We start from the raw sequence: 21934 nt of genomic DNA on the forward strand, positions 1-21934 counted from the left end.
ATTTAGCAATTGAAAAATAAATCAAAATACCGCAAATATCGTTACTCGTAGTGATAAACGGACCCGTAGCAAGAGCTGGGTCAATGCCAAATTTATCAAGTAAAAGCGGAATAAATGTGCCAATAAGTGAGGCGATAATAATTACAGAGACTAGAGCAATGGTAACTATCATTCCAATTTTTGGCTCAACACCCAAAAGGAAATGACTCCCAATAAAAAGTATCGCAGCAAGTATCGCCCCATTTAAAAGACTCAATGAAATTTCTTTTAACAATCGGTTGAAAATAGAACCGCTGATGGAGTGATTGGCTAAACCTTGCACAATTATAGCAGAAGATTGAACACCTACATTGCCAGCCATAGCAGCAATTAATGGAGTGAAGAAAAATAATTCTCCATGTTTCAACATGGCACCTTCGAATAATCCCAGCATTTTTACACTAATAAATCCGCCTAATAGTGCCAATACCAACCAAGGTAAACGTGCTTTGGTGAGTTCTAAAATGCTATCATCTGCCTCAACATCTTGAGAGATACCCGCTGCTAATTGGTAATCTTTGTCGGCTTCTTCCTTAATTACATCAACAATATCATCAATAGTAACTCGACCAACCAATCTGCCCATTTCATCCACAACAGGAATGGCTTCCAAGTCATATTTTTGCATGATACGAGCCACTTCTGTATTTTCGGTATCTACTCTTACGTAGTCAACTTTTTTAATATAGACATCACTGATGGGTGTTTTGGTAGAAGTAGTCAATAAATCTTTTAGAGATAATCTTCCTTTCAATCTGTTTTCATCATCCACAACATAAATAGAATGTACTCGGGTAACATGTTCTGCTTGGATTCGCATTTCTTTGACACAAGTTAGTACGTTCCAGTTTTCATTGACTTTTACCAACTCTTTCCCCATTAGTCCTCCAGCAGTATCTTCGTCGTAGCGCAATAAATCAACAATGTCTTTGGCGTGTTCAACATCCTCCAACTCCAAGATTACTTCTGCTTTTTTGCTTTGCGAAAGTTCGGCAATAATATCTGCAGCATCATCGGTATCCAACTCGTCTAGCTCTTCTGCAATTTCTTTGGCCGAAAGACCGTGAAGAATTTTTTCACGAACATCTTCTTCTAATTCAGTAAGAATTTCAGCGGTAATTTCGCTATCCAATATTTTGAATATATAGATGGCTTCATCAATGTCTAATTCATCAAAAATCTCAGCAATATCAGCATGATGCAAGTCATTCAGCAACACTTCCAATTCTTGGTCGTTTTTGTCGTGAATGAGTTGCTCAATTTGTGCTAAGAGTTCTTTGCTGATTTTAAACTGCATTGGCTTCTATTTTTTGAGTGAGTTCTATAAATTGTTCAACTGATAGTTGCTCAGGTCTGAGGTCAAAGATAGTGTCTTCTTTTAAATTATCCGACAGCCCAAATGATTTTAAACTATTTCTTAACGTCTTACGGCGTTGTTGAAAGCCAGTTTTTACTACTGAGAAGAAAAGTTTTTCATTACAAGGTAGCGTAAAATTCTCTTTTCTGCGCAATCGTAACACACCCGATTTAATTTTTGGTGGCGGATTAAAAACATGTTCGTCAACCGTAAATAAATATTCGGCATTATAAAAAGCTTGCACCAATACGGAAAGTATTCCATACACTTTACTCCCTTTTTTGGAACAAATTCGTTCGGCCACTTCTTTTTGAAACATACCCGAAAACTCTGGAACTTGTTCACGCAATTCCAAACAGCGAAATACGATTTGAGTAGAGATATTGTATGGGAAATTACCAATAATAGCAAACGGTTTTCCTTCAAAAACTTCGTTGATGTTGTATTTCAAAAAATCTTTGGAAATTATTTTTCCATGGAGTTTTGGATAATGAGTATTCAAATAATCAACAGATTCAGTGTCGATTTCAATGACATACGTTGTGGTTGGTTTTTCCAAAAGGTATTTGGTTAAAACGCCCATTCCTGGACCAATTTCTAGGATGTTGTCATAGCCATCAAGAGCTAAGGTATCGGCAATGGCTGACGCGATACTTTCGTCAGTTAAAAAATGTTGTCCGAGGTGTTTTTTGGCTTTTACGTCCATAGGGTTGGTTGTTTATGGTTTTTAGTTTTTGGTTAGCAACTATAAACTACAAACCATAAACTACAAACATTTTTTAATGTTCCGAAATCAATTCCAATTCTGTTCTAAAAGCCAACATTTTATCACCAAATAATTGCAATCCTTCTTCACGAAGCCGAGGCGCATCTTCATCGTAATATTTTTGCAACGTTTCTTTACTGTCAGTGGTGTATTGAATGGAATAGGTTGTTCCGCCCATTTCTTCTTCAACCAATACTTTTACCATGCGTGCCGCAGTAAATTTTCCTGTGGCAAGAACATCATGAATGTGTTTGTGTTGCATCCAAATCATCCATTGGTCGTGAACACTTTCGTGAATGTTTATAGTGACGTTGTATAAAATCATAAGATAATAGATTTTTGATTGCTGATTAACGATTTTTGATTTATAATCTTCTTCAGAAAAAGTCTTGTGGCAAATCGAGGTTTGAGATTAATAATTAAAACTATTGACAAACAATAACTTTAAAAACACAAAAATATGTTTAATTCATTATAAAACACAAATCTTGTATAACAGTTATTGGCAAAAGTATTTATTCTTCTGTTATAATTATTTCAATTGCTTTTTCTAATACTTCGTCTTTTCCTTCTTGAATCCCTTTTATTGTAGGAAGTATTTCTATATCTACTTTAACTCCTTTTCTTTGTGTAATTGTTCCGTCTGGATAATATACACCAGTACCCGACATTACTGATTTATACCCACCAACAAACTCAATGTAACTCATATCGCCATCAGCTCCAGCAGTTTGACTACCAATAGTTATTACATTATTTGCAGTTTGCAAACACATTACAGAATATTCCGCTCTACTTTGAGTTTCTTCATTTACAAGCAAAACAACTTTACCTTTAAAATATTCTTTATTATTTTTTCCAGCGGTAGCGTATTCTTTTCAAATAAATTTTCCAGGATATTTTAAATCTGGAATATTTGTTTTAACAAAAGGTTTTTTTTCTGAATTTAAATAGTTTGCAATAGAATAGGGTATAAAATTAGGATAGTTCCTAATATCTATAATTATAGCTTTAGTGTTTTCTAATTTTTTCATTGTTTGGTCAACATCTTTCATATCTATAGCTGACATATCAATATATCCAATATTATTCTCTAAAAATTTATATTTTTCATTTTTACTGTTTTTTTTGAAAATCAAATCAAAATGGTAACGATAAATTATTTTATCATATAACTTACCATTTCTATTTAAAGATACTTTTACAGAATCTGTATTGCCATTTATAATGGTATAGTAACAATCTCTTAATTTGCTATTATGATTTGAACCTGCAATATATTTTAATCTTTCATTAAGAATATCATTTATGGTTTTTTCATTAATTTTTTCAATAATATCTCCAATTCTTAAATCATTAATTTTAGATAATGAATCGTTCCGAAACCCAGTTACTATAGCTTTATCATCAATTATTTTTAATTTTGCTGGAATAAACTTGGTGCCAAAATATTCTGTTGTAAATTCTGTTTTAAAAACACCATGACTATCATCCAATTTCACAACTGCTTCAAGCATTGCTAAATGATATTCAGTTGCATTTTTTGCATTTATAAATTTAGGAATCATTTCATTTAAAACTTCATTCCAGTTTTGATTTGTTAGGTATTTATAAGGATAAAAATACTCTATTGTATTCCAAAATTTAAATAAGCCTAATAACCGATAATTTTCATTAGGAAACTCAAAATTGTCATATTTAGGTTCATTTTTAATTTCTATATTTCCAATATTAGTAGAAGTAACATAATAACTATTGCCTTGAAATCTATTGTTTTCAATATATTTTAGCTTATTTCTAAGTTCATTTGTAAATGTTTCGGTGCTTTGTGTCCAAGAAAGGTCGAAATTCTTGTCAAAATATTTTTTATTTGTAAATTCATTACAAGTTTTACAAACTTTAACTGTTCCCAAACTTTTTATCCAATCTAAATATAGTTTAGAAAGTTCTTCTTTGTTTTTTGCTTGTTCTATTTTAGGTAAAATTGTTAACAATTGTTCGTCAAAATTAAAATCACCTTTGGCAACATTTGGGTGATAGTATTTAAGGAACCCCCAAATTTTGCATAAACTTGACAAATTTTCTACTTTTACTAATTCTTGAGAAAATCCAAAATGAGAAACAATTAAAATAAAAATAAGAATGATTTTTTTCACTGCATTTGATTTTGTTTTTTTGAAGAATATCTCTGAAAACTCCCGATAGCTATCGGGACTGAACACTAAAGATTCGTGTCTCCCCTCAGTTTCCTGTACTTGTTCCTCGAGTCAACATAGTAAATGCTATCCTCGTGTTTAAATATCATTTCTTCATAAAGTGGTTTGGCTTTTTCGGGCTCATTCAATGAAATGTTATAAATTTCGGCTGAACAATAAAGCGCTTCATCTATATAAATGCTTTCTTTATGCTTGGTAATTATCTCGTTGTAATTTTCCAATGCTTTGGAAAAATCTCCTTTTTTTTCATAGATTTTCCCAATGCGAAATAAAGTTACGGGTTCAATTTCTTCGCCTTGGTGTTCTTTTAAAATCATTTGGAATTGAGCTAACGCCTCTTCTTTCTTATTTTGATAAAACAAAAAATCAGCACGGGCAAACTTTTTCAAAGCTACTTGAGTGGAATCTTCCACTGTATTGTCGCTTATCAAGAGAAATAAATCCAAAGCATCGTTGGCAATCAACTGAGACGACGCCGACTTTAATACTTTTAATTGGTGTGATGCCCATTGAAAATCGGTTTTATAATAGCTTGTTTTGGCTGTTCTCAAACTGGCTTCCTGTCCTACAATATCGCCACCCATTTCTTCATCCACTTGGGAATAATAAATCAACGCTTGATTGAATTTTTCTTCATACAACAGTATATCTGCTAATTCCATTTTAACTTCTGCCAATTGGTATCTGTTGAGTGGCATTTCCAAAGCGTTTTTCAAAATCACTTTGGCTTTTTCTGGATTGTTCAAATGAAAAGCATTGAAGCTAGCTTGTAATTTTAATAAAGAAAGCGTGTATGGACTTGTCCCGAATTCTCTAATCAATCCATCCAATTCTTCAGTAATAGCAGGATACTCTTTTTCTATTGCATGATCGATTTTCATTTCTATCAAATAGGAATGAGATTGGATTAACAATTCTAAATCATTAGTGTTTTCAATTACAAAAGTCAAAATTTCTTTAGCAGAATCTTGGTCATTGTCTTCTATTGCCATTTGAGCCAAATTGACAATATTGCCAAACGATTCTGGATTACGTTTGTATATTGCTTTTTGTTGAATAAATGCTTTGCCATATTCCTTGAGTTGGACAAAATACCAGCTTAGAAAATCGTTCCAAAAAACATCTTGCGTTTTTTGCGCCTTTATTAATAATGCTTTTTTCAATAGCTCATTAAAATTGGTATCAGCATCTTCAGTCATAAATCGGGACAGTTGGTTTTGAATTATGGGAAGATTTTGTGGGTTTTTATAAGCTTCAAGAAGATAGGTTTCAATCATCAAATCGGTATTTCCTAGTTGCCCATAAAGCATGGCCATTTGAAAATTAAAATTTAAATTAGGGTCAGTTTCTATCGCCGTTTTATAGGATAGCAAAGCATAATCAAACAACGATTTTTTTTCAAAAACATAGGCAATACCATATGCTTCGTTTGCATTTTTTTTGATTTTGCTTATGGCTTGATCATAATATTTATTGGCTTTATCTTGGTTTTTTTGTAATTGATAGTTAAACCCTAATTCAATCAAAAGATTATTTTGTTTGTATTTATCTAGCCGATCTTCAATGGCTTTTTGCGCTTTGTCAAATTGTTGCAATTGCTGATAACAATCTATCACTTTTTGAAAATAGTTAGAATTTCCCCCCTGAGCTTTTAATAATTCTTCGTAGCTCACCAAAGCTTTTTCAAATTCTCCTCGGTCAAAATAATTATTAGCCAATTGCTCGTTTTGAGCAAACGCAAATAACGAAAGAAATAAGAATGCTATGGATAGGAGTTTTTTCATATAGTGTAAAAAAGCAATGTACCAAAGTAACACTTTTTTGTGTTGAATTAGTAAATTATTTTAGAAAAAGACCTGTCTGCCGACAGGCAGATTAACTTTTAGTTAATGATATCAAAGCCAGTATAAGGGCGCAATACTTCCGGAATTACAATGCCTTCGGGAGTTTGATAATTTTCTAATATTCCTGCTAAAACTCTAGGCAAAGCCAATGAACTTCCGTTTAAAGTGTGTGCCAAATGCGTTTTTCCATCTTTTCCTTTGAAACGCAATTTCAATCGTTGCGCTTGAAAGGTTTCAAAATTAGATACCGAAGATATTTCCAACCATCTATCTTGTGCGGTTGAAAACACTTCAAAATCATAAGTTAATGCCGATGCAAAACTCATATCGCCACCACAGAGCCGCAGAATTCTATAGGGCAATTGAAGTTCTTGAAGAATATTTTTCACATGTTCTACCATGCCATCCAATGCTTCATAAGATTTGTCAGGATGTTCCACCCGAACGATTTCTACTTTGTCAAATTGGTGTAAACGGTTTAAACCTCGAACATGAGCGCCATAGGAACCCGCTTCTCGACGGAAACAGGGTGTGTAACTTGTACATAAAACAGGCAAATCGGTTTCTTGTAAAATCACATCACGGAATAAATTGGTCACAGGTACTTCGGCAGTTGGAATTAGGTATAAATCATCAATGCCTACATGGTACATTTGCCCTTCTTTATCGGGCAATTGTCCAGTTCCATAACCGGAAGCTTCATTTACTACATGGGGAACTTGAAATTCTTGATATCCCGCTTCGGTGTTTTTATCTAAAAAATAGGCAATTAGGGCACGTTGTAACTTAGCTCCTTTTCCTTTATAAACTGGAAAACCGGCTCCAGCAATTTTTACGCCTAATTCAAAATCGATGATGTCATATTTTTTTACTAATTCCCAATGAGGTTGTGCTCCGTCGTGTAAAACAGGAACAGCACCTTCATGAAAAACAGTCAAGTTTTCTTCTGGTGTTTTTCCTTCGGGAACAATAGCAGCAGGAAGATTAGGCAATAAGTACATTTTTGCCAGCAGTTCAGAAGCAAAAGTATCCAGTTTTTCCGAAAGTTCTTTGCTAGATTCTTTTAACTGACTTGTTTTTAGCTTTAGAATTTCGGCTTTGGCTTTTTCACCATTTTTCATCAAATCACCTATGGCTGATGATAATTTATTGGCTTCCGCCAAAGTATTGTCCAAAGCTACTTGTGCGCTTCTTCTATTTTCATCTAACTGGATTACGTCTTCTACAATGGACTTTGCATCCATATTTTTTTTAGCCAAAGCGGTAATCACTTTGTCTTTATTTTCTCTGATATAACTAATCTGTAACATGACATTTTCTTTATAAGGATGCAAATTTAATGAAATGTTTGACAAAACCTTTGTGATACTAAAAAACTTCGGTTTTTATAACCAGATAAAAGTCAAGTTGATAGAAACATAAATTATAATTTTTTTAATAGAAGGAAACTCCAATAATTATTATATTCGCAAAAATTATATCGTTGCAATGAAAAAAACCTACTTATTCTTACTTTGTTTCTCAATATCTTTTGTTTTTGCCCAAAAAAATAAAAGCAGTATAAACTCGATTGCTGAAGCTGAAATGAAATCGGCATCTCAACTTATGAGTGTTCAAGTAAATCCAAATACTGCAAACTATGATATTACGTATCACAAATTAGAATTTACAATTAATCCAACGGTAAAATTTGTAACCGGAAAAATCACCACTACTTATACTGCTTTGGCCAATATGAATACGATTACCTTTGATTTTGCCAATCAATTAACGGTAAGTTCGGTAAAAAAAGGAGTCACCAACTTAACATTTGTAGAAGACACTAATAATCAACTAATCATTACCTTGCCGTCAACGCAAACAACAGGAACTTCGGCTACCATTGAAATTAGTTATTCAGGTGTTCCTCCAACCAATGGATTTGATTCTTTTGTACAATCGACACACAATGGTTCTCCAATAATATGGACGCTTTCTGAACCTTTTGGCGCGAGAGATTGGTGGCCTTGCAAACAAGATTTGAATGATAAAATAAACAGTATAGATGTTTTTATCACAGCACCATCTCAATATGTAAGTGTTTCAAATGGTGTAGAACCTGAAGCACCGGTTATTTCTGGAGCAAATAAAACAACTCATTTTCATCATGGTTATCCAATTCCGGCCTATTTGATTGCTATTGCCGTGACCAATTATCAAGTGTATAATCAGACAGCAGGACTTACCACTCCTTTTCCAATTGTAAATTATATCTATCCTGAAAATTATGATACTGCTGTTGCTGATTTGTCTCAAACTCCGGCCATAATGAATCTATACGAAACACTTTTTGAACCGTATCCATTTAGAAATGAAAAATACGGACATGCCCAATTTAGTTGGGGTGGTGGTATGGAGCATACTACGGTATCGTTTATGCAAAATTTTAGCCGAGGATTAATCGCTCATGAATTAGGACATCAATGGTTTGGTGATAAAATTACTTGTGGCACCTGGAAAGACATTTGGTTGAATGAGGGTTTTGCTACTTACTTAGCGGCTTTGGTTATTGAAAACTTAGATGGGGTTGATTCCTTTATTACTGAAAAAGATGGAATGATAAATTTTATTACTTCGAGCCCAACAGGAAATGTATATCTAACCGACGCACAAGCCACAAATGTTAATAGAATTTTCAGTAGCCGATTGAGTTACAATAAAGGGGCAATGGTTCTTGAAATGTTGCGTTTCAAAATGGGTGATACTGCTTTTTTTCAAGCATTACGTAATTATTTAGCCGATACCAATTTGGCTTATAAATATGCTGTAACAGATGATTTAAAATCCCATTTAGAAACTGTTTATGGACAAAGTTTAACCGAATTTTTTAATGATTGGATTTACAATCAAGGGTATCCAACGTATTCTATAACAGCTCAAAATTGGGGTGCGGGACAAGCCAAGTTTGTTGTGAATCAAACGCAATCAGATCCTTCGGTTACTTATTTTGAAATGCCAGTGCCCATTAGAATTTTTGGAGCCAATGGACAACAAGCTGACATAATAGTAAATAATAATATAAACGGAGAAGAATTTATAGTAAATGTTCCTTTCCCTATTACAAGTTTTGAGTTTGATCCCGATAAGCATATTATTTCTAGAAACTCTACCACTACCCTTGGTCAAGAAATTTTTGATAATAATACTGCTATTTCGGTTTATCCAAATCCGAGTTCGGATGAAGTACACATTCAAATGCCCTCTTCGATTGTTCTAGAAAAAGTAACGGTTTACAATAATTTGGGACAAAAAGTAATAGAAAATTCCATTTCAGATTTTAGCGTAACCACTTTGTCTAACGGTGTTCATTACATAGAGATTCAAACTTCTGAAGGAATATTTCATAAAAGATTCATAAAAAAATAATCTAAAACAATTATTGTATGCAGGAGAAAGGTGAAAACCTTACTTTTGTGCGTTTAAAAGAAACTGACAACTACCTATGGAAATCGTAATTAAATTATCTCAATTTTTATTGAGTTTATCAATACTTATCATACTTCACGAATTGGGGCATTTTATTCCTGCCAAATTATTCAAAACAAGAGTAGAAAAATTCTATTTGTTTTTTGACATCAAATATTCATTACTAAAAAAGAAAATCGGCGAAACCGAATATGGTATTGGTTGGTTACCTCTTGGTGGTTATGTCAAAATATCGGGAATGATAGATGAAAGTATGGATAAGCAACAAATGGCATTGCCACCTCAACCTTGGGAATTTCGTTCAAAACCTACTTGGCAACGATTGATTATTATGCTCGGTGGTGTTACGGTAAATTTTATTTTAGCATTTATTATTTATATTGGAATGACCTATGCTTATGGGGATTTTTACATCAAAAATGAAAATATCAAAGATGGAATATGGGTTACCAATCCTGTGGTAGAGAAAGCAGGGTTACAAACTGGAGACAAACTGGTAGCTATTGATGGAAAAAAAGTGGTGCGATTTGTACCAGCTTTGAGTGGTGAAGTTTTAACGTCTAAAAAAATTACGGTTAATAGAAACGGTCAAGAACAAACGATTACATTACCCGATAATTTTATAGGTAATTTTATAGATGCCGATAAAAAAAGTGTTTTAGGGTTAAGAATGCCTTTTGTAGTAGGAGCTTTAGCCGATGACTCTCCAAATAAAGGACAACTAAAAGCCAAAGACATTTTAATTTCTATAGAAGGAAAACCTTTTAGATATATTGATGAGGTAACTACTTTTTTAGAAGCGAACAAAGGCAAGAAATTTGCAGCTGTAGTACTGAGAAAAGAAAAAGAAACTCCAGTTACTATTTCAGTTAATGAAAAAGGAAAGTTAGGCGTGGGCTTGGGAGCTCTCAAAGAAGATAATCTAGAAAGACTAGGGTATTATAAATTCAGTAAAGAGAGTTATGGCTTTTTCGAATCTGTTCCTATTGGAATTCAAAAAGGATTTGACCAGTTGGCGGGATATTGGAAACAATTGAAAGCAATTTTCAATCCAAATACTGGCGCCTATAAAGGAGTAGGTGGTTTTGCCGCTATTTATAATGTTTTCCCAGACAGTTGGAGTTGGGAAGTGTTTTGGAGTATCACTGCTTTATTGTCTATCATGCTTGGCGTAATGAATTTATTGCCCATACCAGCTTTGGATGGTGGTCATGTGATGTTCTTACTATATGAAATGATTAGTGGTAGAAAACCTAGCGATAAATTTTTGGAAAAAGCTCAGATGGTGGGCTTTGTATTGCTTATTTCGTTATTGCTTTTTGCCAATGGGAATGATATTTACAAGGCCATTATTGGCAAGTAATATTTTTATAAATTTTATTGGTTTTTATTTGTAAAAAATAAAATTCGTTCTATATTTGCAACCGCTTAAAAGGATATTACAATCCTCTATAGTTAATAAAAAGAGCCTCTGACTGTTAATCAGAGTCCCGATAGCTATCGGGATTGGTTCGTGAAAAGAAAATAAAAGTAGTTACTGAAAACATACAGTTTCCTCCTTAGCTCAGTTGGTTAGAGCATCTGACTGTTAATCAGAGGGTCCTTGGTTCGAGCCCAAGAGGGGGAGCTTAAAGAAAGCCCGATACTTACGTATCGGGCTTTTTTGTTTAACTTTATTTTCAAATTGAATTTATGCATACTGTTTACATACTTCATTCTCAAAAATTAAATCGCTTTTATACTGGCTATACTACTAATCTTGATGTTAGAATGGAATTTCATACTAATTCCGAAACCAGAAAATACACCTACAATGCCGATGACTGGACTATATTCTTTACAGTTAACTGTGAATCTAAATCACAAGCACTTGCTATTGAAAAACACATAAAAGCAATGAAAAGCAAAGCATATATTGAAAACTTAAAGAAGTATTCTGAGATTATGGAAAAATTATTTGAAAAGTATAAATCCTCTGAATATTAACCTGAGCCCCGATAGCTATCGGGGTTGGTTCGAGCCCAAGAGGGGGAGCTTAAAGAAAGCCCGATACGAAAGTGTCGGGTTTTTTTTAATTGTAGCTGTTAGAATAACACACGATAGGATTGCTTCGCCTGTCCCTTCGCTCAGGTCATGCGGTATCCTTTACAGCAAAGTAGCGGCTTTATTATTACTATCTAGGAATAGGTCTGTTTAATTATTTTTTGGAGATGTTATCTAGGTATAGTGAAATAAAATGTAGTTCCTTCATTTAATTTTGAGTCAACCCATATTTTGCCACCAGCAGTCTCTATTATTTTTTTTACGATTGATAATCCAATACCACTAGAATCTGTTCTATTATTTAGTTTTTTAAAGGATTCAAAAATGAAATTAAAATGTTCTTCGGCTATACCAATTCCGTTGTCTTCAATTGAAAACATTATATGTTCATTTTTATCTTCCCAGTTAATATTAACAAAGCTCTTTTTATTAGCATCTCTATATTTGTAGGCGTTTTCAATTAAATTTTGAAAGACCTGTTTGGTTTTCGTGTTATTTAATTTAATAACTGGTAATGGCTTTAGTATATTTATACTGAGTGTTTTAATTTTGTTAATATCAATATTCATTATAACACTCTCAACAATTAACTGTGTTTCAGATTTATTGTTTTCTTTTTTAGAGGATCTAAGTTCAGAAAATTGTAAAGAGCTAGAAATTAAATTATCCATATCAATTATAGATTCATTAATGATAGAAATATATTCTAAGCTATCTTTACTTAATTTATCTTCATTCTCTTCCTTAAGCCAACCCACACATGATGCAATACTATGTAAAGGTGTTTTAAGATCGTGTGATACTATGTGGGCGTAATTAGAAAGTTCGATATTACTCTCTGTTAAATCTGAAATCAAATTTTCGTTTTTAATAATTAACGTTTTTATTTCAGTAATATCCAAATGAATCCCAAACGAGCCAATTACTTCACCATTAATATTGTAGTTAGGTGCACCACTAATAAGCCAATATTTGGTCTCGCGATTTTTAGTGAAAAGTTCAATTTCATAGACATCATCAATACCATTTTTACGAATTGTGTTTTTCGTATTCATGATTTCTATTCCTTCTTTTTTTAATAAAACATCTTTTGCCTTCTTTCCAATAAGTTCATTAGAATCATAACCGCTCATATTGCAAAATGCTTTATTTACAGATAAAACAACATCTTTATTATCAACTTCCATTAATCCTAGATTAATATTCTCAATAATATTTTTGTATTTTGTATTTTGAAATTCTAAACTTTTATCATAATTAATTTGAAGTGTAACATCTCTGTATGTCCATACATGACCATCTAATTTGCCATTGAGAAATATTGGATTATAGCTTCTGGAAAAAAATCTTCCGTCCTTTAATTCAAGTAATTCATCATTTACCGCCTCTTGATTTTTAACTATTTCTTCAATTCTACTAACAAATTCATTTTCATAAAGAAAAAGAACTTTAGAATTATCCCATGCAATTTTACAAGATAATCCTATTAATTGATTATGTTCCTCTAGAGGAATATTAAAAAGACTTAAAAAAGCATTACTAACAAATTCTATATATCTGTCTTTAGATTCTATAATTTTAGCATCCGAATAACTTTCAAAAATAATTCCTAATCTGTTTCTTGTGGCTTCTAGTTCTTTTTCCTTTAATTTTTTTTCTAATTCTGATGCTGAATTTTTTAAGTAAAGAGAAATTAAAATTGAAATTTTCGATAAAGTAGCTAATTTATCTTTAGCATAATGATTTTTTTCAGCATGTTTAGAATCAATAATACCAACTATATCTCCATCAAATAAAACAGGGACCGTAATTTCAGAAAGCCCATATCTATCGTCAATAATATAATCTATATCTTTAGATGTGTCATTAATTATTTCACCTTTTTTAGATCTTACTACTCTTCCAACAACACCTTTATCTATGCTTCTTGATAATTTATTTTTTATTATATGATTAGCATCTAATTTAGTAGTTGTGGTTGCTAATTGAACTAACTTTCTATTAATAAAACCATAAATAACACAATCATCCGAATTCAAAAATTGAGCAATATGATTAACCAAGTCAAAGGCATTGGTGAAAATATCATTACTCTTTAATAAATCTTTTAAAATTTGCGATTCTAATTTTTCAAATTGTTGTTGCTTTTGTATTTTTAATTCAAGTAAATACTTTTCGGATACATCTCTAACAATTGCTTGATAAGCATAGGGATTTTTTTCAGAATCAACTAAAATTTTTGATTTAATAGTAACGTATTTTTTTTGATTTTTTTCATTTATAAATTCATAAAAAAAAACTTCATTCTCATTTTCAAGATTATCTTTACTTAACAGTTTTTTGATTCCCTTTTTGTTTCTATTAGAAAACTGTGATATATTATTAACTTTTAAATCGTTATCAAGGCCAAGAAGTTTTGTTGCTTCTTTATTAATTTTTAATATTTCACCTTTAAAATCTATTACAAATAATGCATCCACCAAATTATCTAAAAGATCGTTCTGGAATTCTTCTTGAGTCAATACTCTATTTGAAAGATGTATATTACTAACATAAAGCTCCCTTAGGCGTTTCTCTACAAAACTTTCAGCTAGTTCTCTAGATTTACGCTCTCTTTCAAGGGCTTTTTTTAATATTTCTATATCATTTGTAAGCAAAATAAAGAAGTTTTTTAGTCAATAATAATAAAGAAATGTATTAATGAATAAAGCGTTAAACTAAGTCTGTCTAATTTAGTTCAATATTAAATTTAACACTTTTTTCAGCATCCAAAGACTTGTCAATAGTAACGGTTCCTTTAACATTAAAATGATTTAAAGTCTCTTTTATTAAGCCAATAGCAAAGTATGATAATCCTTTTGAGGAACTGTAAATTATGGATAATTTTTTTTCGTTTTTTTCAACAAGTCTAAAAGTTGGAAGATCTACATCGTTATAAAGTTTTTTTACTTCAATATGAATATGATTTTCAATACCTCCTATCAAATCTAATGGATTATCATATTGATCAATAATATAGGAATGTTTACCAATAAGATATGGAAAAACAAAAACACCAAATTGCTCTAATAGAATTTCTGGATTGACATCCGTTTTTTTAGACACATAAGTTAAAAGACTAACCAATTCATCAAATTCATAGCTACTAAATGAACTATAAATACCTTTCGACGGTAAATTACAATTGGTTATCATTTCATCAACCATTTCTAATCCGTGGTTCAATTCAATAAAATCTATAAAATTGGTAAAAATAAATCCCTTCATGTAGCTTTTTTGAATTACTTGCGTTTTTATTACTTTTTAGCTTCTTTCCAATAATCTGCTATGAGTTTGATATTAGATTTGTATTTAACCATATCTAATTCTTTTACAAAATAGCCACAAATTCCTAATTCTTCACACATTTTAACATCTAAAGTGTTAAAAGATGTAGTATGAATAATTACAGGCATGGTTCTTAAATTATCTTTCTTCTTTATTTCTTTAAGAAATTCGAATCCATTCATTATAGGCATATTCAAATCTAGTAAGGTGAAATGCGGTAATTCAGATTCGGATTCATTGAGCAAGTTTAAAGCTATCAATCCGTTTTCAGCTGTACATATTTCCATATTTGGATATTCAGATAATATTTTCTTTATCCCCATCAGAGCTATTTTATTATCTTCAACAATTAAAATTTTCATACTTTAAAACTTATATCACTATTATTATTACAAATTAATTGAAAAAATTTACAATATATGAAAAATTATTAATTTTATGTTACGTAACATCAATTAGATTTCAAGATAATTGAATAAGCGACCTTCTCATCAAATTTGTAAATTGCTCCAAGAGGGGGAGCTTTAATCCTAATATAAGGTTTGGTACTTTTTAACTTCAAACACTCTTAATCACATACGTCACAATGCCCCAAATGATTAATTCATTCTCGTCTGTAACTTTTATGGGTTGAAAAGTTTCGTTTTCGGGCAATAGGTATACGCCGTCTTTTTTGATAGCGATGCGTTTTACGGTGAATTCGCCATCAATGCAACACACCGCGATTTTGTTGTTTTGTGGCTCTAAGCTTCTGTCGATAATCATAATATCGCCATCGTCTATTCCGGCTCCAATCATGGATGTTCCTGATGCTTTGGCATAAAAAGTGGCTTCATGGTTTTTGACCAATACGCGATCGAGACTGATTTTGCTTTCGTCAAAATCGGCTGCTGGCGAAGGAAAACCTGCCTTGATGCCGCTCGGGAAATAGGGAAGTTCGCGAGTGTTTTCGACATCGGGTAGAAAAAAGGTGATGTTTTTTTTGTTTTTCATAAGTGCGTCAGTTTCGATTTTATGTTTCGAAAATGCAATTTTTGAAATATAAAATTATATCGACCCGAGCCGAAGGCGAACTGAGCTTTAGCTAGAACCCTTTTACAACTATAGCTTCTCGATTAGCTATCGCTCCGTTCGACTAAGTCTCGGGTCATCCCGATTTTCAATCGGGACACTCGAAGAGACGTAATAAGTTAACGGCATGGGACTTCAAAAATTTGTTTAAAATCGGTGGTGTATTTTCTAGACAAATGGTTTTGTTTCATTTTCCACGTGCGTTGCAAATCCTGATTGCCCAATCGTATTTTGCGTTCGCCCGTTTTTTTAAAATAATCATCCATGACTTGCATCAATTTCAAATGCTTTGGGTTTTCTTCTTCAAACAAGTGAAATTGCTTTTGGTTTTCGGGGATAATTTGGGTTACGATAACACCTGCTTTTTTATAGATTTCACCTTCTTCAAACATGTCTTTTAGCATTTTCACCGCCAAACCACTGATGGTTATAGACGAATTACTGGCAAACGGAAGCGTCTCTATTTTATAAAAATTATAGCGTTGGGTTTCTACTTTGTATTTGTCTTTTCGCAAATACACAATCACGCCATAGCAACACGATTTTTGTTTACGAAGTTTCTCAGCACAAACGGTGGCAAAGGTAGAAATGCGCTCTTTCATTTCGCTGAGTGTGGTAATGTTTCCGTCAAAGCTTCGGGTAATGGCAATGTTTTTCTTATCCTTTGGCACATCCATTTCCAACACGGATTGGCCTTCTAATTCATATTTCAAACGCAGTCCTACAACACCCATGGTTGTTTTGATAAAATTTTCATTGTGTGGCAAGGTAAAATCATAAGCGGTATGGATGTTCTTGTCTTTCATTTTTTTGGTCAGTCGAAAACCAATGCCCCAAACATCTTCAATCTTAGTCCATTTCAGCGCTTTGATACGCTTTTCTTCGCTATCGATTATATATACCCCTTGCGTTCGTTCCTGATATTTCTTAGCAATTTTATTGGCCACTTTAGACAATGCCTTAGTTTCGGCAAAACCAACGCAAATAGGAATGCTAAGCCATTTTTGAACACGGCGTTTCATTTGTAATCCATAATCATGGTAATCATGAATGTGCATTCCATCAAATTTGAGGAATGCTTCGTCTATACTATAAACTTCAATATTTGGCGTGAAACCTTCTAATATTTTCATCACGCGATTACTCAAATCGCCATACAAAGCATAATTGGAGGAGAAAACATGAATATTTTTTTGCTTTAGTTCTTCCCGAATTTTAAATTCGGGTGCGCCCATTGGAATGCCTAAATCTTTGGCTTCATAGCTACGCGAAATAACACAACCATCGTTATTGGACAAAATAACTATGGGTTTTCCTATCAGTTGTGGCTGAAAAACACGTTCGCAGGAAGCGTAAAAATTGTTACAATCGACTAATGCATGCATGGGATAAAATTACACAATAGTCTAATTATTTTATTGCGTACAAAAGTTAATTTTTTGCCATTGTTGATAACAAAAAACTATCAAAACTACTCTTGATGGTTTTCTGTATAAGTAGGTAATGAGTTTTAGCGCAATAGATTAGTCACAAAAGACGGATAAAGTTCCATGATAATGTTGAGTAAAATGGCGGTTACTGCTACAAAGTAATACACAAATGGTACGGATTGATTTTGCTTGATTTCACTATAATTTTATTGGTATTTAGCGAATCGTCTTCGCCTATTTTATCGGAAGCTACTTTGGTTTACGTTGCTAGAAAAAGTGAAAATTTATATTAAAAAAGTTCTCTTAGGAAAAGCTCAAATTAGATTGATGGTATAAATTTTAAGGTTATATCCTTATTTTTTTTTGTTTATTTAAGGGTATTGCCTTAAATTTGTATTAAATATTTCAGGTAATACTCTTATGAAAAACAATAAACAGTATTTGCTTTTACAGCAAACCGACAAGAAATTAGCTGTTTTCAAGGGCTTAAAGGCAACAGTCGTTCCTACTAAAGGTTGGGTCAATACATTTCGAACAGCATTAAAAATGTCGCTACGACAATTAGGTAATCGTTTAAATATTGCGCCTCAAAGTGTAAAAGAAATAGAAGAACGAGAGGCAAATGGTGCAATAACTTTAAACTCTTTGCGAGATGTTGCCAATGCTATAGATATGCAGTTGGTATATGGTTTTGTTTCCAAACACGAATCATTAGAGCAAATGATTGAAAAACGCGCAAAGGAATTAGCCACTGAAATAGTAATGCGCACTAACAACACAATGGCGTTGGAAGATCAACAAAATTCTAAGGAACGTATAGAAAAAGCCATTGCTCAAAAAACTCTTGAAATTAAAAGTGAAATGCCAAAATATCTATGGGATTAACTATTGAATACATTGATGGTCAAACGCCACTAAGCGAGGAAGAAAAGGAAGGATTACTTATTCCTTCTATAACCACTCGAGAGGAGTTGGACGAATTTGAACAACTCAATATTGAGAAAGCAATTCAATGGACTTTTGGTAAAAAACTAAAAGCAGAACAACTGTTTACAGAAAAATTTATCAAAGACCTACATAGAAGAATGTATGGCGAAGTTTGGAAATGGGCAGGTACTTTTAGAACAACTGAAAAGAACATCGGTATCAAAAGTTATCAAATAGCCATTGAATTAAAGATGTTATTGGATGATGCTGTTTTTTGGAAGGAAAATAATACTTACCAACCCGAAGAATTAGCCATTCGATTTAAACATCGATTGGTAAGTATTCATTGTTTTGCCAACGGAAACGGTAGACATTCTCGCTTGATTGCAGATTTGATAATGGAAAAATTATACAACCGCAAATTTTTTTCTTGGGGCAGTGCTAATTTAGTGAAAGCCACCGAGGCAAGAAGCAACTATATATTTGCAGTTAAAAAAGCGGATAAACATGACATTCATCCTCTAATGGTTTTTTCAAAATCATAAGCTACTGGGAACTTTTGGAGAAAGGCATAATTGGTAGCAGATGTTTTACTAAAAATAGGTTCTGAAATTAAATAAAAAACGGTTTTTAGCGCAATAAATTAGTCACAAAAGACGGATAAAGTCCCATGATAATGTTGAGTAAAATTGCAACAACAGCTACAGCATAATACACAAATGGTACTGCTTGTACTTCATCTGAAGCTTCTTTGGTGTACATCGCTAAAATTAACTTGAAATAATAGCCAATACTGATGATAGAGTTGATCACCCCAACAATCACTAAGAATAAGTAACCTGCTGTAATGGCTTGTGTAAACAACATAAACTTGGCAAAAAATCCAGCAAAAATTGGAATTCCTGCCATCGATAAAAGCGAAGCCGTTATTATCGCTGCCAGTAACGGATTGGTTTTTCCAAGTCCGTTGAAATTGGCAATACCTTCGTTGTCTTTGTTTCGGGTAACATAAATAATTACGGCAAAAGAGGCAATTCCTGCCAAGGCATAAGCAGCAGTGTAATATAAAAGCGTACTAGCAGCAGTGGTTAAACTCAAAAGCGCCATCAACATAAATCCGGCATGGGATATTCCAGAGAAAGCCAACATACGTTTCACATTGTCTTGACGCAACGCCATGATGTTTCCAATAGTCATAGAAAGAATTGAAACGACTACAATCACCATTTCAAATGTTGTTGATAATGATGAGTTCATACCAATTACTAATTTGTATAATGCCGCCATAGCGACTACCTTAGCTAAAGTACTCATCGTGGCTGTGGTCATAGATGGCGAACCTTCATACACATCTGGAGCCCAAAAATGGAAAGGCGCAGCTGCTATTTTGAATAACATTCCGATGATCATCAACGTAATTCCTATTGGGAACCAAATTGGTAAACCTGCACCTTGTGATAAGTCTTTGATTTCGGCTAGGTCAAAATAACCTGTAGCACCATAAATCAAACAAATTCCAAATAGTATAATTCCCGAAGCAAACGAACCCATCAAGAAGTATTTCATTCCGGCTTCGTTGCTTTTTATATCTAATCTTCGGCTTGCTGCTAATACATAAAGTGAGATGGACAATACTTCAATTCCAAGGAAAAACATCGATAAGTTGGCAAATGAAACCATAGCAACCGCTCCTGCCAAAAGAAAAATTTTGATAGCAATAAAATCGGAAATTTTAGTGGGATGGTCTTTATAAAAATCGCCACTCAACGCCACTAAGAATATCGTAAGTAAAATGAATAACGAAGAGAAAGCGTTTGAGAATTTATCGACAGCAATCATGCTGACATAGTTGGAATCAATACTTGGGTCGATGCCCCAAAGATTTAATGAAATACCAAGTATGGCAAGTAAACCTATTACAGTAACTGGAACCAGTAGTTTTCTTAAATTGAAAATTTCTGCCAACAGACAAAAAACGCCTAATGATACTATTGTTATTACTACTTGCATTTTATTATTTATTTATTACTTCTAAAATTTCTTTTAAACTTGGCGTTACCAAATCAACAATCGGTTTTGGATAAAGTCCAAAAAACAAAAGAAAACCAATAATTACGACAAATGTAATGGCTTCATTCGCTGTTACATCGGCAAAAATTTTCGTATTCGTTTCTCCCAACATTACATCTTGAAACATTTTCAACATATAGTAAGCACCTAAAATGATTGTTGTTCCACCTAAAACGGCAAACCAAATATTAACTTGGCTTAAACTATACAACACGGTAAATTCTCCCACGAAGTTGAACGTCCCAGGCAATGCCACAGAAGCCAAAACCAAAATCATAAACATCGAAGTGAACTTTGGCGTTTGTACTCTTATTCCACCCAAATCGGCAATTTTATTGGTTTGGTATCTTCTGAAGATGATTTCAGCAGCAAAGAATAATCCAACAATAACAAATCCGTGAGCTATCATTTGCGAAACCGCGCCACTCAATCCGTCAAGTGTTAATGTGTAACAACCAGCGGCGATTAAACCAACGTGTGCTAAAGAAGAATAAGCCAATAATTTTTTCAAATCTTTTTGGCGTAACGCTACTATTGAACCATAAATAACGCCAGCAATACTTAACCCAATTAGTATCGGCATATAGGTTTTTGCAGCATCAGGCGCGATAGGCAATTGCCAACGAATAACGCTATACAATCCCATTTTCAACATAATACCAGATAAAAGCATCGTTCCTACTGTTGGCGCTTTTTGATACACTTTGGCTTGCCAGGTGTGGAAAGGAATTATTGGAATTTTGATGGCATAAGCTAAAAAGAACGCAAAGAAAATCCAGCATTGTTCGGATACACTTAAATCTAATTTGTATAAGTCTTCTAATAAAAAGCTTCCCGCTTTTGAATACAAATAGGCAAAAGCAATGAGCATGAATAAAGAACCTCCAAGCGTGTAGATGAAGAATTTTAGTACCGCTTTTTTACGCTCTTCGGCATCGCCATTACCCCAAAGTAAAGCAATAAAATAAATTGGGATTAAAGCCAATTCCCAGAAAATATAGTATAATAAACCATCTGCTGCCAAGAATGTTCCAATCATTGCAAAGGACATAAACAGCACTAAGGCATAAAAACTTTTGGCATATGAAAAGTTATTTCCAAAAGAGGAGAAAATAATCAAAGGAGTTAAAGCGGTTGTCAATAAAACCATCGTCATCGATAATCCATCGGCTTTGAGAGCTAGAGCAACTTTTGGGCTATCAATCCAACTTCCTATGAAGCTGATGTTTGTTCCTTGATAAAGTAAGTTTAGTAAATACAAAGACAAACCTAAAGTAGCTAAACTAAAAACTAGCGCGACTTTGGAAGCTAATTTATCTCCTGCAAAAAACGTGGCAATCGAACCAACAAGAAGTAATAATAATATAGTAGTTACATCC

General features: G+C 33.0%; 18 protein-coding genes, 1 tRNA gene and 1 pseudogene. 6 read left to right on the forward strand and 14 right to left on the reverse strand.

What is annotated here, in order from left to right; translation table 11 throughout:
* The 7 genes and pseudogenes from mgtE to serS form a co-directional block, all read right to left on the reverse strand.
* A partial coding sequence (gene mgtE, locus ACK5ON_RS02770) for a magnesium transporter (RefSeq protein ID WP_409819674.1) occupies window positions 1–1336 on the reverse strand: 1336 nt, incomplete at its 3' end.
* Window positions 1326–2102 carry a 16S rRNA (adenine(1518)-N(6)/adenine(1519)-N(6))-dimethyltransferase RsmA gene (gene rsmA, locus ACK5ON_RS02775; RefSeq protein WP_409819676.1) on the reverse strand — a complete coding sequence of 259 codons (777 nt, stop codon included), beginning with the start codon at window positions 2100–2102 and terminating at the stop codon, window positions 1326–1328. The genes rsmA and mgtE, both read right to left, overlap by 11 nt.
* Window positions 2103–2175: 73 nt before the next feature.
* Window positions 2176–2487 (reverse strand): DUF4286 family protein, encoded by a 312-nt coding sequence (locus tag ACK5ON_RS02780; protein WP_409819678.1) that lies wholly within the window; start codon window positions 2485–2487, stop codon window positions 2176–2178.
* 190 nt (window positions 2488–2677) lie between these two features.
* Window positions 2678–3013, reverse strand: a pseudogene (locus ACK5ON_RS02785) (S41 family peptidase); the annotation flags it as partial.
* Between the two features lie 27 nt (window positions 3014–3040).
* Complete coding sequence (locus ACK5ON_RS02790; protein WP_409819680.1) at window positions 3041–4156, reverse strand: hypothetical protein; 1116 nt, start codon at window positions 4154–4156, stop codon at window positions 3041–3043.
* 227 nt (window positions 4157–4383) lie between these two features.
* Window positions 4384–6162, reverse strand: coding sequence for a tetratricopeptide repeat protein (locus tag ACK5ON_RS02795; RefSeq protein ID WP_409819682.1), 1779 nt, complete (start codon window positions 6160–6162; stop codon window positions 4384–4386).
* A gap of 98 nt (window positions 6163–6260) precedes the next feature.
* On the reverse strand, window positions 6261–7532 hold the full coding sequence (gene serS, locus ACK5ON_RS02800; RefSeq protein WP_409819685.1) for a serine--tRNA ligase: 1272 nt from the start codon (window positions 7530–7532) through the stop codon (window positions 6261–6263).
* Between the two features lie 178 nt (window positions 7533–7710).
* Between serS and ACK5ON_RS02805 the strand changes: the two genes are divergently transcribed.
* From ACK5ON_RS02805 to ACK5ON_RS02820, 4 genes are all read left to right on the forward strand, one after another.
* Window positions 7711–9627, forward strand: coding sequence for a M1 family aminopeptidase (locus ACK5ON_RS02805; RefSeq protein WP_409819687.1), 1917 nt, complete (start codon window positions 7711–7713; stop codon window positions 9625–9627).
* Between the two features lie 76 nt (window positions 9628–9703).
* Window positions 9704–11050, forward strand: coding sequence for an RIP metalloprotease RseP (gene rseP / locus ACK5ON_RS02810; RefSeq protein WP_409819689.1), 1347 nt, complete (start codon window positions 9704–9706; stop codon window positions 11048–11050).
* Between the two features lie 190 nt (window positions 11051–11240).
* Window positions 11241–11314: transfer RNA gene (locus ACK5ON_RS02815), tRNA-Asn, on the forward strand.
* 65 nt (window positions 11315–11379) lie between these two features.
* A complete protein-coding gene (locus tag ACK5ON_RS02820) occupies window positions 11380–11673 on the forward strand; it encodes a GIY-YIG nuclease family protein (RefSeq protein ID WP_409819691.1) in 294 nt (97 codons plus the stop codon).
* A 227-nt stretch (window positions 11674–11900) separates the two neighbouring features.
* Here ACK5ON_RS02820 and ACK5ON_RS02825 read toward each other — a convergent pair whose 3' ends face one another.
* The 5 genes from ACK5ON_RS02825 to ACK5ON_RS02845 all read right to left on the reverse strand — a co-directional run bounded on the left by ACK5ON_RS02825 (window position 11901) and on the right by ACK5ON_RS02845 (window position 17513).
* On the reverse strand, window positions 11901–14387 hold the full coding sequence (locus ACK5ON_RS02825; RefSeq protein ID WP_409819693.1) for a PAS domain S-box protein: 2487 nt from the start codon (window positions 14385–14387) through the stop codon (window positions 11901–11903).
* Window positions 14388–14457: 70 nt separating this feature from the next.
* Complete coding sequence (locus ACK5ON_RS02830) at window positions 14458–14997, reverse strand: heme NO-binding domain-containing protein (protein ID WP_409819695.1); 540 nt, start codon at window positions 14995–14997, stop codon at window positions 14458–14460.
* Window positions 14998–15026: 29 nt separating this feature from the next.
* Window positions 15027–15419: a response regulator gene (locus tag ACK5ON_RS02835; RefSeq protein WP_409819698.1), complete on the reverse strand. Its 393-nt coding sequence runs from the start codon at window positions 15417–15419 to the stop codon at window positions 15027–15029.
* Between the two features lie 196 nt (window positions 15420–15615).
* Window positions 15616–16050 (reverse strand): LexA family protein, encoded by a 435-nt coding sequence (locus ACK5ON_RS02840; RefSeq protein WP_409819700.1) that lies wholly within the window; start codon window positions 16048–16050, stop codon window positions 15616–15618.
* 197 nt (window positions 16051–16247) lie between these two features.
* Complete coding sequence (locus ACK5ON_RS02845; RefSeq protein WP_409819701.1) at window positions 16248–17513, reverse strand: Y-family DNA polymerase; 1266 nt, start codon at window positions 17511–17513, stop codon at window positions 16248–16250.
* Window positions 17514–17978: 465 nt separating this feature from the next.
* On the opposite strand from ACK5ON_RS02845, the gene ACK5ON_RS02850 reads away from it, so the two are divergent.
* The gene (locus ACK5ON_RS02850; protein WP_409819703.1) at window positions 17979–18443 is read left to right on the forward strand and encodes a mobile mystery protein A; all 465 of its coding nucleotides are present in this window, start codon (window positions 17979–17981) and stop codon (window positions 18441–18443) included.
* Complete coding sequence (locus ACK5ON_RS02855) at window positions 18434–19030, forward strand: mobile mystery protein B (protein ID WP_396176649.1); 597 nt, start codon at window positions 18434–18436, stop codon at window positions 19028–19030. Before ACK5ON_RS02850 ends, ACK5ON_RS02855 begins: the two co-directional genes overlap by 10 nt.
* 85 nt (window positions 19031–19115) lie before the next feature.
* On the opposite strand, the gene ACK5ON_RS02860 is transcribed toward ACK5ON_RS02855, so the two are convergent.
* Entirely contained in the window at window positions 19116–20495 is a 1380-nt protein-coding gene (locus ACK5ON_RS02860) for an NADH-quinone oxidoreductase subunit N (RefSeq protein WP_409819707.1), read from the reverse strand.
* A 4-nt stretch (window positions 20496–20499) separates the two neighbouring features.
* Window positions 20500–21934: NuoM family protein (locus ACK5ON_RS02865; RefSeq protein ID WP_409819709.1), on the reverse strand; the 1435-nt coding region annotated here is incomplete at its 5' end.

It is taken from the genome of Flavobacterium sp. (assembly GCF_046317795.1).
Taxonomy (GTDB): domain Bacteria; phylum Bacteroidota; class Bacteroidia; order Flavobacteriales; family Flavobacteriaceae; genus Flavobacterium.

Bases quoted from the DNA above. Each gene is read 5' to 3' on its own strand.
- rsmA (WP_409819676.1), bottom strand. From the start codon at position 2,102: ATGGACGTAAAAGCCAAAAAACACCTCGGACAACATTTTTTAACTGAC.
- ACK5ON_RS02780 (WP_409819678.1), bottom strand. From the start codon at position 2,487: ATGATTTTATACAACGTCACTATAAACATTCACGAAAGTGTTCACGAC.
- ACK5ON_RS02795 (WP_409819682.1), bottom strand. From the start codon at position 6,162: ATGAAAAAACTCCTATCCATAGCATTCTTATTTCTTTCGTTATTTGCG.
- serS (WP_409819685.1), bottom strand. From the start codon at position 7,532: ATGTTACAGATTAGTTATATCAGAGAAAATAAAGACAAAGTGATTACC.
- ACK5ON_RS02805 (WP_409819687.1), top strand. From the start codon at position 7,711: ATGAAAAAAACCTACTTATTCTTACTTTGTTTCTCAATATCTTTTGTT.
- rseP (WP_409819689.1), top strand. From the start codon at position 9,704: ATGGAAATCGTAATTAAATTATCTCAATTTTTATTGAGTTTATCAATA.
- ACK5ON_RS02820 (WP_409819691.1), top strand. From the start codon at position 11,380: ATGCATACTGTTTACATACTTCATTCTCAAAAATTAAATCGCTTTTAT.
- ACK5ON_RS02830 (WP_409819695.1), bottom strand. From the start codon at position 14,997: ATGAAGGGATTTATTTTTACCAATTTTATAGATTTTATTGAATTGAAC.
- ACK5ON_RS02835 (WP_409819698.1), bottom strand. From the start codon at position 15,419: ATGAAAATTTTAATTGTTGAAGATAATAAAATAGCTCTGATGGGGATA.
- ACK5ON_RS02840 (WP_409819700.1), bottom strand. From the start codon at position 16,050: ATGAAAAACAAAAAAAACATCACCTTTTTTCTACCCGATGTCGAAAAC.
- ACK5ON_RS02845 (WP_409819701.1), bottom strand. From the start codon at position 17,513: ATGCATGCATTAGTCGATTGTAACAATTTTTACGCTTCCTGCGAACGT.
- ACK5ON_RS02850 (WP_409819703.1), top strand. From the start codon at position 17,979: ATGAAAAACAATAAACAGTATTTGCTTTTACAGCAAACCGACAAGAAA.
- ACK5ON_RS02855 (WP_396176649.1), top strand. From the start codon at position 18,434: ATGGGATTAACTATTGAATACATTGATGGTCAAACGCCACTAAGCGAG.
- ACK5ON_RS02860 (WP_409819707.1), bottom strand. From the start codon at position 20,495: ATGCAAGTAGTAATAACAATAGTATCATTAGGCGTTTTTTGTCTGTTG.